This window comes from Aeromonas sp. S8(2024) (genome assembly GCF_041403085.1).
GTDB lineage: Bacteria > Pseudomonadota > Gammaproteobacteria > Enterobacterales > Aeromonadaceae > Aeromonas > Aeromonas dhakensis.
Genome location: NZ_JBGLRF010000007.1, coordinates 127,789 through 142,405 on the forward strand (window position 1 = coordinate 127,789; position 14,617 = coordinate 142,405).

At 63.9% G+C, this 14,617-nt stretch carries 14 protein-coding genes; 1 reads left to right on the top strand and 13 read right to left on the bottom strand.

Translation table 11 applies throughout. The features are described from left to right. Nucleotides 1-60: 60 nt before the first annotated feature. From ACB031_RS17825 to mshI, 12 genes are all read right to left on the bottom strand, one after another. Nucleotides 61-528, bottom strand: coding sequence for a prepilin-type N-terminal cleavage/methylation domain-containing protein (locus ACB031_RS17825; RefSeq protein WP_005308091.1), 468 nt, complete (start codon nucleotides 526-528; stop codon nucleotides 61-63). Between the two features lie 14 nt (nucleotides 529-542). Continuing rightward, the gene (gene mshB / locus ACB031_RS17830) at nucleotides 543-1,214 is read right to left on the bottom strand and encodes an MSHA fimbrial major subunit MshB (protein ID WP_017783175.1); all 672 of its coding nucleotides are present in this window, start codon (nucleotides 1,212-1,214) and stop codon (nucleotides 543-545) included. 78 nt (nucleotides 1,215-1,292) lie between these two features. Next, nucleotides 1,293-1,754, bottom strand: coding sequence for a hypothetical protein (locus ACB031_RS17835; protein WP_324039802.1), 462 nt, complete (start codon nucleotides 1,752-1,754; stop codon nucleotides 1,293-1,295). 76 nt (nucleotides 1,755-1,830) lie between these two features. Continuing rightward, nucleotides 1,831-3,051 (bottom strand): MSHA fimbrial biogenesis protein MshG, encoded by a 1,221-nt coding sequence (mshG, locus tag ACB031_RS17840; protein ID WP_010635376.1) that lies wholly within the window; start codon nucleotides 3,049-3,051, stop codon nucleotides 1,831-1,833. Between the two features lie 53 nt (nucleotides 3,052-3,104). After that, complete coding sequence (gene mshE / locus ACB031_RS17845; RefSeq protein ID WP_017778493.1) at nucleotides 3,105-4,814, bottom strand: MSHA fimbrial ATPase MshE; 1,710 nt, start codon at nucleotides 4,812-4,814, stop codon at nucleotides 3,105-3,107. 32 nt (nucleotides 4,815-4,846) lie between these two features. After that, nucleotides 4,847-5,956 (bottom strand): tetratricopeptide repeat protein, encoded by a 1,110-nt coding sequence (locus ACB031_RS17850; protein ID WP_371140004.1) that lies wholly within the window; start codon nucleotides 5,954-5,956, stop codon nucleotides 4,847-4,849. Further along, nucleotides 5,953-6,843, bottom strand: coding sequence for an MSHA fimbrial biogenesis protein MshM (gene mshM / locus ACB031_RS17855; RefSeq protein ID WP_371140005.1), 891 nt, complete (start codon nucleotides 6,841-6,843; stop codon nucleotides 5,953-5,955). Before mshM ends, ACB031_RS17850 begins: the two co-directional genes overlap by 4 nt. A 92-nt stretch (nucleotides 6,844-6,935) precedes the next feature. Further along, nucleotides 6,936-8,666 (bottom strand): pilus (MSHA type) biogenesis protein MshL, encoded by a 1,731-nt coding sequence (gene mshL / locus ACB031_RS17860; RefSeq protein WP_371140006.1) that lies wholly within the window; start codon nucleotides 8,664-8,666, stop codon nucleotides 6,936-6,938. A gap of 70 nt (nucleotides 8,667-8,736) precedes the next feature. Beyond that, the gene (locus ACB031_RS17865; protein ID WP_005308073.1) at nucleotides 8,737-9,063 is read right to left on the bottom strand and encodes an MSHA biogenesis protein MshK; all 327 of its coding nucleotides are present in this window, start codon (nucleotides 9,061-9,063) and stop codon (nucleotides 8,737-8,739) included. After that, nucleotides 9,056-9,703 carry an MSHA biogenesis protein MshJ gene (locus ACB031_RS17870; protein WP_042005497.1) on the bottom strand — a complete coding sequence of 216 codons (648 nt, stop codon included), beginning with the start codon at nucleotides 9,701-9,703 and terminating at the stop codon, nucleotides 9,056-9,058. The genes ACB031_RS17865 and ACB031_RS17870 overlap by 8 nt, the downstream gene beginning before the upstream one ends. Then, complete coding sequence (locus tag ACB031_RS17875) at nucleotides 9,703-10,296, bottom strand: PilN domain-containing protein (RefSeq protein WP_371140007.1); 594 nt, start codon at nucleotides 10,294-10,296, stop codon at nucleotides 9,703-9,705. Before ACB031_RS17875 ends, ACB031_RS17870 begins: the two co-directional genes overlap by 1 nt. Before the next feature lie 100 nt (nucleotides 10,297-10,396). Next, the gene (gene mshI, locus ACB031_RS17880) at nucleotides 10,397-11,260 is read right to left on the bottom strand and encodes an MSHA fimbrial biogenesis protein MshI (RefSeq protein ID WP_226009138.1); all 864 of its coding nucleotides are present in this window, start codon (nucleotides 11,258-11,260) and stop codon (nucleotides 10,397-10,399) included. Nucleotides 11,261-11,329: 69 nt separating this feature from the next. On the opposite strand from mshI, the gene ACB031_RS17885 reads away from it, so the two are divergent. Further along, complete coding sequence (locus ACB031_RS17885; RefSeq protein WP_371140008.1) at nucleotides 11,330-12,277, top strand: 1-aminocyclopropane-1-carboxylate deaminase/D-cysteine desulfhydrase; 948 nt, start codon at nucleotides 11,330-11,332, stop codon at nucleotides 12,275-12,277. An 89-nt stretch (nucleotides 12,278-12,366) separates the two neighbouring features. On the opposite strand, the gene ACB031_RS17890 is transcribed toward ACB031_RS17885, so the two are convergent. Then, entirely contained in the window at nucleotides 12,367-14,295 is a 1,929-nt protein-coding gene (locus tag ACB031_RS17890; protein WP_005308066.1) for an RNase E specificity factor CsrD, read from the bottom strand. Between the last annotated feature and the right edge of the window lie 322 nt (nucleotides 14,296-14,617).

A 14,617-nucleotide genomic window follows, 5' to 3' on the forward strand; every position in this document is an offset into this window, starting at 1 on the left:
CCATTTTTACCCATCAAAAATGAGCAGAGAGAACCTCTCTCTGCTCATCCGAACATTGTATTAATTGCAGTCAGTGGTCACCGCTGTCGGTACTGAAGTCGACGTTGCCTCGGTGTAAGTCACGAAGCAAGTGGTAGAAGTGGTAGATACGCCATTCGGGAAAATTTTGATGGCGGCAGGACTAGAACCAGTCGGTGCGGAAAACGCCCATTCAGTACTATTCAACTCAACAACAGTTGACAGCGCAGCAGAGGTCGCAACCGGGTAGCCAAACAGCGTAGAAACTGTTTTTCCATTGCCCAGATCCAGGTCGTAAGCAGTGCTTTCTTTGTCTTTCCCTTTGAGAACTGACTTGCTGTAAACCATGGCACCAGCAGAGTTCAAGGAACCAGCAACACCTTTCAAGGTGGACGTTCTGGCATCATCCTGCAGATTCAGGAACTTGGGTGCTGCGGTCACTGCCAGGATACCCAGAATGATGATCACGATGACCAGTTCGATCAGGGTAAAACCCGCCTGTTTTTTCATCTTGTTTTCCTCTGTCAATTAATGTTGGTGGTCACCTGACCGGAAGCCGGACGGTAACTGAAACTCATGAATGCATCAGTACTGCCTTGCGGATCCTGATACTTGCCATCACTACCCTTACTCAAACTATTGACCAGATAGTAGCGGCAGACCGAGTCCAGGCCGTTATTGGTCACACTGACATAGTATTTCAGGTCATTGCCACTACCACGCACCTCGCTGAAGCTGGTGGTAGCCTTGGGCGGGTTCTGCAGCAGACCCTCCCAAATCTTGAGACAGCGCGGGGCCGTCAGGTTGGTCGGATCCACGTCGATGCCACCGCCCGCCGAAGTATCCATGGGATAGCCGGGCGACAGCTCGCCATTGCTGACCTGGGTATCGGTCGGCGTGGTCAGGTAGAAGCGGGAGCCGTCATAGAGCACGGTATTGAGGCTGTCCTGCTTGGCACGCCCTTCGGCCTCCCACTGGGCCCGAACCAGCGATACGCCAGTAGCAAACCCGCCGGAGACCCCCTCCACGCTGGCCTTCTTGGCCTCGTCGGTCACATCGAGAAAACGGGGCAAGGCCGTCACCGCCAGGATCCCCAGGATGACGATGACGATCACCAGTTCGATCAACGAGAAACCCGCTGCCCGATGGGGGCTCGCCACACCGGCATATTTTGGAACCAGTCGCGTTGTTGTCATGAACCCTCCGTAATAACCCACATTATTTCATGTAGATACAAAAAAATCATTTAGCTGGGTCGCAAAAAAAAGCCTCATTCAGGGCTTTTCCAGCACTCTGCCGTCAGAAAAGTGATAAATCAGCCAATTAGGTTCCAAGCCGAACTCACATCCGGTGCCATCCTGGCTTGCCAGGGCCTGCACCGGCGGCTGGGTTGAGGCCGTAGCGCCGATGAGCCGATCCCACAGCCAGCGGCAATGCTCGGAGGACGTCAGCGGGTCACCGCTACCCAGCGGCCAACCCCGCGCATCAAACTGCCAGGCCACCCCGTCGACGTGCAACAGGGCCGGACGTCGCTGCTCCAGCCAGAGTCCGTGCAGGCGCTGGGCTCGCTCGGCAAACTGCTCCCCCAGCAGGGTCAGGCTGACGGCCAGCGCCTCCTCCCGATGGACAAGATAGCTCCGGGCCAGGGTCGCCACTATGATCAGCAACAGGATCACCACGGCCAGCCGCCGATAGCCTCCCAGCCAGTGCTCATCCTGTTGTGACTGTCGACTCACCCGTCTCGCTCCACGCTCTGCCGCTTATCCACACCGCCCGCATCATATCCCGCCTCAGTGACCGTAGAGATACCGGTTACTTGCCACGCACGGCCCGCATCATGTCCCACATCGGCGTAAAGATACCCAGCGCCAGGATCAATACCATGACCGCCACGATCCCGATCAGGATCGGCTCGATCCGGGCGGTGAGGCTCTTGAGGTCATAATCCACCTCCCGTTCGTAATACTCGGCCGCCTCGTGCAGCAGATCATCGACCTGGCCGGTCTCTTCCCCCACCGCGATCATCTGCATCACCAGCGGGGTAAACAGGCCGCTGGCCCCGGCGGTACGCAGCAGGCTCTCGCCCCGCTCGATGCCGGCCCGCATGTCGCGGATCCGCCCCGCCATGTGCGCGTTGTCCACCGCGTCGGCCACCAGGCTCAGTGCCGTGTTGAGCGGCACCCCGGCCTTGAGCATCATGGAGAAGCTGCGGGCGAAGCGGGCCAGCAGGGAGCGCTCGATAATGGTGCCGACGATCGGCAACTTGAGCTGCCATCTGTGCCAGGTCAGCTTGCCCTTGACCGTGCTGACCCAGTGCCGCCAGCCAAACACCATGGCCAGCAGCACGCCGAGCATCACCCACCAGTAGTGCACGAAGAAGTGGGAGGTAGCGAGCAGGATCCGGGTCGCCAGCGGCAGCTCGACGCCAAATTTGGCGAACATGCCGGCGAAGACCGGGATCACCATGATGTTGAGGATCACCATGGCGATGCCGATGGCAATCAGCACGAAGCTGGGGTAGCGCATGGCGGTCTTGATCCGCTTGCGGGTTTCCAGCTCCAGCTCGAAATAGTTGGCCAGTTGCAAGAACGCCTCTTCCAGCTGACCCGTGTTCTCCCCCACGTGGATGATGGCCACGAACAGGCTGCTGAACACCCTGGGGTGTGCCTGCATCGAACTCGACAGCGGCCGGCCGTTGCCCAGATCCTCCCCCAGCGCGTGCAGCGCCCGCTTGAGCGGCTTGCTGTGGGCACTCTCCTCCAGCCCGGCGATGGCGCGCAGGATGGGGATGCCGGCCCGGGTCAGGGCATACATCTGGCGGCTGAACACCACCAGCTCGTCCAGCCGCACGCCCCGCTCCAGCAACAGGGACCAGTCGAGGGCGGCCGCCTTCGCCTTGCCGGGTTTCAACTCGGTCGGCATCACGCCGCGACGCATCAGCTGCTCGGCCGCGGCCATCTCGTTGGCCGCGTCCACCACGCCGCTGACGGCATTGCCCTGGCTGTCGCGCCCCTTGTAGGCAAAGCTGCTCATGGTGTGCCTCGCGCCAGCCGGCCCCGTTCATGGCCGATGAAGTTGGTCATCACTTACCCCAGATCCTCGGCCAGTCTCAGCACCTCGTCCACCGAGGTGATCCCCTGGCGGGCATAGTCGAGCGCCGTCAGCGCCAGGGGTCGGTAGTGCTCGTGCTCCCGCGCCGCCCTGGCGAAGCCCTCGGCATCGTTGCGGCGCAGGGCATCCATCATGGGCTGATCCAGCTCCAGCAGCTCGTACACCCCGATCCGGCCGGCGTAGCCGGTGAAGTTGCAGCTCTGGCAGCCGCGTCCCTTGTGGTAGACGTGTGCCCCCGGCGCTTCGCCGGAGAGCACGGTCAGCCAGGTGGCCTGACCCTCGTCCGGCGCCTTCTCCTCGACACAGTGCTCGCACACCCGCCGCACCAGCCGCTGGGCCACCACGGCCCGCAGCGCGCTCGCCACCAGATAGCCGGGCGCCCCCATGTCGATGAGGCGCAGGGCGCTGGTGACGGCGTCGTTGGTGTGCAGCGTGGTCAGCACCAGGTGGCCGGTGATGGCGCCGCGCAGGCCGATCTCCACGGTTTCGTTGTCCCGCATCTCCCCCACCAGCAATATGTCCGGGTCCTGGCGCAGGGTGGAGCGCAGCACGTGGGAGAAGGTGAGCCCGATCTTGGGATTGACCTGCACCTGATTGACCCTGGGCAGCCGGTATTCCACCGGATCTTCCACCGTGATGATCTTCTGGCTGGCCTGGTTGAGCTCGGAGAGGGCGCCGTAGAGGGTGGTGGTCTTGCCGCTGCCGGTCGGCCCTGTCACCAGGATCATGCCGTGGGGCCGCTTGAGCTGGCGCCGGAAGCGGGTCAGGATCTCCGGCGGCATACCGGTCTCGGTCAGCGACAGGATGCCGGAGGATTGGTCCAGCAGCCGCATCACCACGGATTCGCCGTACTGCACCGGCATGGTCGACATCCGCACATCCACGTCGCGGCCGCGCACCTTCATGTTGAAGCGGCCATCCTGCGGCAGCCGCTTCTCGGAGATGTCGAGCCCGGCCACCAGCTTGAGACGCAGTACCAGCGCCTGGGCGATACGCACCTCGCTCAGGATGTTCTCGTGCAGGATGCCGTCGATGCGCTGGCGAATGCGCAGCACTTTCTCGTCAGGCTCGATGTGAATGTCGGAAGCCCCCACCTGCACCGCATCCTCGAACAGGGAGCGCAGCAGCTTGGCCACCGTCGCCTCCCCCTCGTCGCCGGCCCCCAGATTGCTGGAGCCCAACTCAAAGCCGGCGTCCTGATACTCCTCGTGCAGCTGCTCGGCGAAGCTCTCTATTTCGCGGGTGCGGCGATAGAGGCGGTCGAAATACTCCAGCAGCTGCCCTTCCCGGGCCACCGCCAGCACCATCTCGCGGGGACTGAGCAAGGCGGCGATGGCGTCAAGGGCGCTCAGGTCCGCCGGATCCGACATGGCCACCGTCACCCTGTTGTCGGTGAGGTTGACCGCCAGCGCCCGGTAGCGGCGCGCCTGCACTTCCGGCAGCAGCGGCACCGCCGATGCATCTATGGTGAGGTTGTTGAGATCGAAGAAGGGCACGTCCAGCTGGCGGGCGAGGAACTGCAGCAGCTGCACCTCGCTGATGAAGCCGAGATCGATCAGGGTGGTGCCCAGCTTGCGGCCGGTCTGACGCTGCTGCTGCAGGGCAAGCTGCAGCTGATCATCCGAGATGATCTGCTCTTGTACCAGCAGGTCGCCGAGGCGCATTTTCAGTCTGGGTTGTGCCATGCAAACTCCAAAAAAGTGATCCCGGCCGCCCGTCAGGGGGCGAGCTGGGCAATACGCTGTTCAAGCCAGCTGGTCGAGGCCTCGCCCAGGTTGCCGTGCAACTGGGCATTGCGATAGGCGTCCAGCGCCCGCTGGCTGTGGCCCTGGCCATCTTCGGCCACGCCGAGGCCGAGCCACCAGCGGCCCTGATCCGGCTGCTGGCGCAACAATTTCACGTAGAGATCCGCCGCCTCGGTGTGCTGGCCCAGCTCCTGGCTGAGCCCGGCCCAGGTGGCGTAATAGTCCAGATTGCTGGCGAGATCGGGCCGGTAGCCGGTCAGCCAATCCAGCGCCTTGCGCTGATCACCGCCACTGATGGCGAGCCGCGCCAGCAGCAGCCGAAAATCCGCCTGCCCCGGATCGAGCCTGAGCCCCTCCTCCAGCAGCTGGCTCGCCTCGCTCAGCCGCCCCTCACCGTAGAGCAGACCTGCCAACTGCTCGCGCGCCCCCTGATTGTGCGGATCGTGGGCCAGCACCTGATAGTAGTGGTCCTGAGCATCGCGCAGCTGGCCCTTGGCCATGGCGGTGGTGGCCTTGCGCTCGGCCAGGGTGGCCAGCTCGGCCTCGGAGAGGTTGACCGTCTCTATCTTGAGGATGCCGGGCTTGCGCGGCGCGGCCGCGGGGGCCTCCTGCTCCGCCGCCAGTTCGGCATAGAGGTCGGGCTGCAGCTCCTCGTCGCTCGGCCCCTCCTCGTCGACGGCAGCTACGTCTGCCTCGTCGGCGACAGCTTCTTCCTGCGCAGCCGGCGCCTGTCTCGGCTCGACGGCCGATGATGGGGCAAGCTGGCGCGGGGTCGGCAGCGCCACCACCTGATCCACCGGCTCCTGCTCTGCACTGGCCGGCACAGGGGCGGGCACGGCGTGGGCAACAGCGTCCGGTGTGGGCTCGCCGATCGTCTGCAACTGGCGGGCCTCGACAACCCGCTGGCTCTGCTGCCAGTAAATCCAGGTACGCCAGCCCAGAATGCCGAGCGCCAGCCCGCAGATCAGGGTCAGCAGCAACATCCACCAGCCCTGCTGGCGGACGGGCGGCACATAGACGGCCCCCTCGCCCCCCTGCTGGCGCTGTTCCAGATCCTTGAGCATCTGATTGATCACGCTCATTGCCAGACTCCATAGGCGAGGGCGCAGCCCAGCAGCAGCACGAATGGCCACCAGCGCCGCGGCACGAAGCGGCGGGCGTCATCGGTGTCGCGCACGGCCAGTCGCACCAGCCGGCCGTCGATCTGGCGCGCCCCCTGGCCATAGGCCAGCATCAGACACTTCTGGGCCAGTATGTTGATGAGTCGCGGAATGCCGCGCGAGGCGCGCCACAGCTGGCGCAGCGCCCGGCCGCCAAACAGCGGGGCCCCGCGATAACCGGAAATCTGCAATCTGTGCTCCAGGTAGGCCCGGGTTTCATCGAAACGCAGCGGCCGCAGGCAGTAGGAGAAGCCGATCCGCTGGCGCAGCTGGCGCAGATGGGGCTTGGCCAGCCGGCTATCCAGCTCGGGCTGGCCAAACAGCACTATCTGCAGCAGCTTGCTCGACTCGGTCTCCAGGTTGCCGAACAGCCGGATCGCCTCCAGCGTCTCGTCCGGCAGCGCCTGCGCCTCGTCGATCAGCACCACCACCCGGCTCCCCTGCTGGTGCAGGCTGATGAGGTGGCGATGGATGCGGTCGGTCAGATCCAGCTCGCTCTGATCCCGCACCGCCAGTCCCAGCTCCAGCGCCAGGGCGATGCGCAGCTCGGCCGGGCTGAGATGGGGATTGGGCAGCCAGGCCAGACGCACCGGCCGCTCCTCCGAGCCCAGTTCGCTCAGCAGCTTGCGGCAGAGCAGGGTCTTGCCGGTGCCGACCTCGCCGGTCACCTTGATGAAGCCCTCCCCCTGTGCCAGCGCCCAGTTGAGCACCTGCAGCGCCTCCTCGTGCGGGGGCAGCCCGTAATAGAAACCGGTGTTGGGAGTGAGGCCGAAGGGCGCCTCCTGCAACCCGAAGTGGTTCAGGTACATGTCGTCAGCTCCCACGCCAGGGCCGGGCGGTCTGCAACAGACCACCCGCCAGCACCAGACCAGGGGACAGAGCCTGATACGCGTTCATGCCGTCACCCCTTGGGGGGATACCATTTGTCGAGCAGTTCGGAGGAGCGCTGCAGTTCGTTCTGCCAAGTGTCCTTCTCCACCACGGTCGGTTTGAGCAGGATCACCAGCTCCACCTTCTTGGTGCTTTCGCGCCGGTTGGTGAAGGCCTCGCCAACCCAGGGAATGTCCCCCAGCAGCGGTACCTTGCTGACGATCTCCTGCTTGTCGGTCTTCATCAGGCCGCCGATGACGATGATGTCGCCATTGTTGGCCTGCACCACGGTATCGGACTCGCGGATCGAACTCCTGGCCAGCGGCAGAACCAAGGGATCCGCCGTGCCGACATCGATGGTTTTCTTCTGCTCTTCGGTGTCGATGACGGAGGGGTGGATATGCAGCAGCACCTTGCCCTCTTCGTCGATCTGCGGCGTCACATCCAGCGCGATGCCGGAGAAGAAGGGAGTCAGCTCTACATTGGGCGTGACTATCGGTGCCGCTGTCCCTGAGGTGGTGGTCGTGGTGGAGGCGTTGGTGACGAAATACTCGTCGGTCCCCACCTTGATCACCGCCTTCTGGTTGTTGGTCGCCGTCACCCGCGGGCTGGAGAGGGTATTCACATCCCCCTGGGTCTTGAGCAGGTTGACCGCCACGTTGAAGTTGCCATCCGTGATGGTAAAACCGGCACCGCCACCAATTGCCTTGAAAATCGGGTTTGTTGCGCCCACCAGGCTGGTTCCCAGCGAACCGGCACCGTTCAACAGCTTGTACGCAGGGTCGCTGCCCGGAGCAGTCAGGATGGGCTGAGCCACCGTCGGAATACCCTTGTTGCCATCCCAGCTGGCCGTCAATCCGCTCCAGTCCACCCCCTGCTCGTAGCCTTCGCTGAGGGCCACCTCCAGGATCCGCGCCTCCAGCACCACCTGGCGCTTGAGATGACTCTCAGACTGGTTGAGGAACTCGCGTACCGCCTTGAGCTCCTTCGGATAGGCCCGGACGGTGACCAGGCCCGCCTGCGGGCTGGTGATGACGGCGCGACCGTCACCGCTGCCGACCAGGGTCTGCAGGGTATCGCGCAGATCGGTCCAGTAGTCGCTGTTGGTGTCGGTCTCGATGCGGGTGCCGTTGCCGTCACTGCCCGAGCCGCCATTGGAGGAGCGATTGCTGGTGTTGTTGTTGGCATTGCCGTTGGCGTTATCGAAGTTGTTGTTATTACTACTGTTGCTGTCGTTAGAGGCCACCCCGCCGGTGCTGACCGAGGTACGGGAGAGGCCGCGTCGGGACATCATCAGGTAGTTGACCGGAATGGTCTCGGTACGCAACCCGGCCGGGTAGACGTGAAACACGTTGCCCTTGCGCTGCACGTCGAAGCCGTACATGTCCCCCACCACCGCCAGCACCTCGGTCAGGGTCACGTCCTTGAGCTCGACCGAGATCTGGCCGGCCACCCCGGGATGCACAGCCACGCTGTAGCGGGAGCCCTTGAACAGGGAGCCGAAAAACTCCACCGCATCCACATCGTGCGCGGCGATGCGCAGCCTGGGCTCCGGCATGCTGATGGCCTGGGGCGGGCGGTTCAGTTGCAGCAGTTCGCTCTGTACCGACTTGGGTACGCTGGTCAATGCACCAGCCTTGCTCTGCTCGGTCATGGCATGCCGAAGCGCGTCCTTGGCCTGCACGGGTTCTGGGTGGCGGTAGCTGGTACAGCCTGCCGTCAGCACGGCCACGGAAATCAGGCAGATATGATGTTTTTTCATGTAATTAGTGCGCCCTGACTTGCAATTAAACTCGACAAACCTGGCCCCGCCCATCCCGGACGGAGCGCGTTCAGATACGGATCTTGCTGGCAAACAGGGTCAGCGACTGGCGCTTGCCCCCCTTCTCCAGCACCACGGCATCTGCACTGATGGCCACCACGCGATAGCCCTCGACCTGCTGGCCGACCCGATAGCTGCTGCCGTTTAGCACCGCCAGCGCCGGGCCGTTGCCCAGCATGATGCTCTGCAGCCTGGGTAGACCAGCCTCGCGGGAACCGGTCGCACTGGCGCCACTGGTGACGCCGCTCAAGGGAGCGGTGGGATCCTGCAACACCTCGGTCTGTGCCTGGGCCAGCAGGGTGAACAGACACGCCCACAGGGGAAACCATCTAGCCACGAATGAACTCCTTACTGGTGCTGAGGGTGTAGATCTCCATCTCCACCACGGCCTTGGGGTGCTCCTGCACCTGATAGTCAAACTGCTTCCAGTAGAAGTGGCGCGGCAGCGCCTCCAGCGCCTTGAGGTACTGGTAGACATCGAAATAGCCACCCTCCAGCTTGAGGCGGATGCCGTGCTTGAACAGGTTGATGCGCTGCTCGCCCGCCATCAGCGGCTCGGGCGCCAGCGAAGTGAGCGCCACCATGTGCAGATTGGCGGAGCGCGACAGCAGCGCCTCCAGCACCTCCGGCATCTCGTGGGCCTGGATCAGATCCACCGTCTGGGCCTTGAGCGCCGCATCCAGCTTGCCGATCTCCTCATCCACGCCAGCCAGCTGGGTGCGCACGTTTTGATCCGGATCCCGCGCCAGCCTGGCCTGCTTGCCCTGGTTCTCGAGATCCATGATCTCCAGATCCCGCTGGGCAGAGCTCAGCGCCAGCCGATCCTGTTCCAGCCGCACGACGGCGGCATCCAGCCAGCCATAGGTGGCGATAGAGCCGACCAGCACCACACCGGTCAGCATGATCAGCACCCGCTCACGCTGGCTGAGGGCGGCCAGCTTGTCTGCCCAGGCCTGCCACTGCGCTTTCAGGCTCATCAGGGCTTCTCCCGTTCGATGCCGCTGAGCTGGAAGGCCAGCCGGCCCTCCTTGTCGCGGCTCAAGGTCAATTCACCAAACTGCTTGCCCGCCAGACTGGGGGTCTGCCTGAAACGGTTGACCCAGGCCGGCACGTCCTGACTGCGGCCGGCGAAACCGGACAGATTGACACGCCCGTCGGCGATCTCGATCCGCTGCAAGGAGAGCTGCGGATCCCGGATCCGCGAGAGATCGGCCATCAGCCCGGCATAGCCCCTGGATTTTTGCAGCGCCAGGCTGCCCAGCTGTGTGATCAGTCCCTGCTTGGCGGTCAGCTCCTCCTGCCTGGTGACAAGCTGTTGCTGCAGCAGGCCATCGGCCTGGTGGCGGGCCAGCTCAGCATCCAGCCGCTGCGCCTCACCGCGTTTGACCTCCAGTTCAGCCCGCAGCTGGGCCAGCTCGCGCTCGACCCCGTGCTGCTGCCAGCCGATGACGGCGGCGGCGCACAGCAGCACCAGCACGCAAGCGCCCCACACCAGCGCCATCTGGTTGAGGCTGGCCCACTGCCGTCTGGGCCGAAACTCGGCGCCATAGAGGTTGATCTGACGTTTCATCAGGCATCCTCCCCCAGAGCAGCTGCATAAACCGATAGATATTCAACGCCGGACAGTAATTCGGACTTGTTGGCCATGGCAGCCGACATGGTAAGCGCGCTCATTGCTCACCTCCCAGGGCGGCAGCATAGGCCGAGAGATATTCGACTCCAGACAGGATCGCCTTGTTGGCCATCGCGGAGACGGCAAAGCCGAAGGTCTGCTCCATGTGACGCACCAGGGTGCCGATGAAGGGCGAGGCGATGGCGAGCTGCATCTGGCCGAGCTCCGGCAGCTTGAGCTGGCCCGCCAGGTAATCGAGGGAGCGCTGGATCTCCAGCGCCAGCGAGTCGAGCAGCATGGCTTCCGGCTCGTGCTCGCCGGCGAGGGCCGTGAAACCACGCAGCTGACGGGAGAAGCAGAGCCCCCCCTGATGGAACACCAGCAGTTGCAGATCCTGCCCCTTTGGCTGCCACAGCAGCATGCGCACCGTCTGATCCGGCTCGTAGAGGGCGGTCATCGCCAGCTCGTCGCTGACGATGGCCTCCAGGATCGCCACCTGATTGACCGCATCCGCCAGCTGCTGCACCCGGGCCTTGGGCACGCAGATCACGTTGATGCGCGGCCGGCCGGCGGGCGGGGTGGGCAGGTCCACATAATCCATGGCGAGCTGCAGCACGGGCTCGTTGACGTAATCCTTGACCGCCCAGGGCAGGGCGCCGGCCATTTCGGCATCGGGCACCGCCGGCTTGTCGATCTGGACCTGTTGATAAAGGCTGGCCGCGAGGGCGACTCGCACCTTAGACTTGGCGAGGCCGTGGCGGCTGAACAGCTCGCCCATGGCCTGGGACCACTCTTGCGGGCCGTTGATGGCACGGGTGGCGAAGATGGGTGGGTTGCCGAGCGAAGCCAGCATGATCCGATCGCCGGCCAGCAGGAGTCCCACCTGTCCGCCCGGGGTCGAACGTCTGAAAAGTTGTTTCATTGAAACCCGCACCTGGCCGCCAAAAATGGATTAAACCTTAGCATAAACAGAGCATTAGCCTCCAGATAAATGACGGATTACTCATTGCCACCCCAGCCCCAATCCGGCTTGTCGTTGCCGTTGCAACCGGCCCTGCTGCCCTCGCCGCTGCACGCTGTCTCGCACCCGCTGTTGAACGCCCATGATGTCCAGCTCTGGTGCAAACGGGACGATCTGATCCACCCCGCCATCTCGGGCAACAAGTGGCGCAAGCTCAAGTACCACCTGCGGTATGCCGAGGAGCAAGGCAAGCGCCATCTGCTCTCGTTTGGCGGCGCCTACTCCAATCATATCCATGCCCTGGCGGCGGCCGGGTGCCAATCTGGCCTGCGTACTACCGGCATCATACGCGGGGAACCGGAGGCCGTCAGCAACGCTACCCTGAGCGCGGCGAAAGGCTGGGGCATGGATCTCATTTTTGTCGACCGCCAGAGCTACCGGCGGCGGCAGGACCCCGCCTGGCTGGACCAATTCCAGGATAAAGAGACCCTGATAGTGCCGGAGGGGGGCAGCAGCCCGCTGGCCATCCCCGGGGTGGCCGAGCTGGTCGACGAGGTGCCCTTCTCGCCGGATCTCTGGGTGTTGCCTTGTGCCAGCGGCGGCACCCTGGCCGGGCTCATCGCCGGCAAGCGGGATCCGGAACAGATCCTCGCCATCGCCGTGCTCAAGGGGGGCAGCTTCATCGCCAACGAAGTGCGCCGCCTCCACCCGGCCGCCGCCGACACGCCCGGCTGGCGGATCGCGCTGGATCACCACGACGGCGGCTATGCCAAATTCACTCCGGCGCTCTGGCAGTGGGTGCAGTCCTTCAGCGCCGAGACTGGTCTGCCACTTGAGCCCATCTACAGCGGCAAGGCGATGTGGGGGCTGTTTCGCGAACTGGCGGCCGGTCGCATCCCGCGCGGCAGCAAGATCGTCTTCATCCACACCGGCGGCATGCAGGGGCTGGCGGGGCTGAGAGAGCAGGGGCGCCTGTGATGGACGGTCGGGCGCGGCGCAGGCACTGAACCACCGCTCTTGACCACAAAAAAAGAGAGGGTCGCCCAAGCGACCCTCTCTTGCCTCCGTTAGGCGCCGGCCGGTTCCAGCACCAGCCGCTGTGGCTCGGCGAACCAGGGGCCCTGCCCGGCGTGCACCCCGAGGTGGCGCAGCATCTTCCACTCGTCGCCGCTCTCCACCCCCACGGCGATAACCCGGGTGCGGGTATTGGCACAGCCCCCCACCAGGCTGCGTACCGCCATCTGGTTGACCTGGCGGGTGTGGATCTCGCGCACCAGGCTGGGGTGCAGCTTGAGGAAGTTGATCTCGAACTCCTTGATGTACTGGGTGCTCACCACGTCCTGGCCGGCATGATCGATGGCCAGCTGGCAGCCCAGCATGCGCAGTGCCCGCAGCGGCCGCTTGAGCGCCTCGTAGTGGCGGGTCACCTGGGCCTCGGAGAGTTGCAGGATCAGCCGCTCGTTGGTACTGCGCGGCAGTTGGAACAGATCGAAGAACAGCCAGCGCTGGAACTCCCGGTGCAGCAGGCTCTGGGCGCAGAGAGTCAGGCTGATGGGGCAGCTCTGCTCGGAGCGCTGACGCAACAGGGTGAGGGTCTGCTGTGCCACCAGCCGATCCAGCGGCAGCAGCAGCCCCGCCTTCTCCGCCATCGGCATGAAGACGCCAGCCTGCAGCTCCCGCCCCTGCTCGTCATGGATCCGGATCAGCAGATCCTGCTGCAGCACCACCTGATCCCGCTCCTGCTGCACCGGCTGCACGTAGAAGTCGATGCCGTGCTCCTCGATGCGCCGGCCGATCAGGGTGCGCCAGCGCACCGTGCCCTTGCTGCTCTGCTCCTCGTCCAGCTGCTTCTCGTAGAGGAACCAGCCGGTGTGGCCCTGCAGCTGCGCGCTCTTGAGCGCCAGCTCCGCCTCCTCCTGCACCTTGAGCAGGGAGTCCTCGGCCTGATAGCAGACCGCCCCCAGATAGACGGCGGTGTCGGCATTGACCGCCTCGGGCCAGTGCAGCCGCTGCAGACTCTTGTGCAGCTGGCCGGCGGCATCCACCATCTCGCTCTCCGACATGTTGGGCAGCAGCACCGCAAACACCTGACCGGCATAGCGAGCCTGCAGGGCACCGCTGTGCTTGCGCACGAAGGCGGCAATGGAGGCGCTCGCCTCCATCAGCAGATCCTGGCTCTGGCGGCCGTTCAGCTCGGGATCCAGCTCCTCCAGCCCGGCCAGCTCGATCAGCAGCACGCCGCCACTCATCACGCTCGCCTCCATGATGGCGCTCTCCAGCCGGTTGTCGAAGAACAGCCGGTTGCCGATGCCGGTCAGCTTGTCGACGAAGGCGTTGCTGCGGATGAAGTTGTCGAAGCGGCTGCGCTCCTTGCGGGCATCCGCCAGCTCGGCCAGCAGATAATCGAGGGCCTGGCTGGCTGACTGCGGCCACTCGTCGGCCGGATCGTGGGCCAGCTTGGTGAGCTTGCCGTCCAGGATCAGCTGGGCCCGCTCCGCCAGCAGCTCGGCCCCGCGCAGTTGCAAACGCAGCCAGCGGATGGAGTACCAGAGGCCGAACACCACGATGAAGATGCCGAGGGAAATGCCGGACATGGCCTTGATGGAGTACTCGAACTCCTTGAACGGCCGCTCCAGTTTGAAGTCGGCCTGCATGTCGGGTTGATGGGGAATGGCCTGGTGATAGGGGATCAGCAGGCTTTCGTCGGTCGGCTGCTGCACGTCGCGAAACCAGTAGATCCGCTGCTTGTTCTGGCGGATCTCCAGCTCAACCACGTGGGCCGAGCGCAGCAGGGTCGGCAGCCAGCGGGTGAGATCCTGATGATCGTCGGCGATCTCCAGCTGCTTGTCGATGATCTCCACCAGGGAGTTGACCTTCTTCTGCTGCAGCTCCATGCCCAGCTCGCGAAAGCTGAACACCCCGCCAAGCAGCACCATGGCCATGGCCGCGATGACGCACAGGGTAATAAACGAGACAAGCTGGGTGGTCAGTTTCATGTACCTTTCCGTATGCCCGACAACTTCCATGTGGCTTCATCGTATCAGCCAACCTTGAAGCGCGCCTATGGACGAAGATCCCGCTTCTGGAATTAAGCGGGCGAGCATACCCAAACAGGTGCGAGAACACCAAGCCCCGGACAGGGTGGCAGCCAAAAAAGAGGATCAAGGAAGAGAAAGGGAGGCAGGGCTCAGGGCCATGGCCGAATGACAGGCAGAAAAATGGTCCCGCAGAGGGGACCAAAAGAAACACTCATATCAAAACTAACACTCTGTGCTACTGACAAAAAAACAGATACAGGAGTATTGAACACACGGTGAG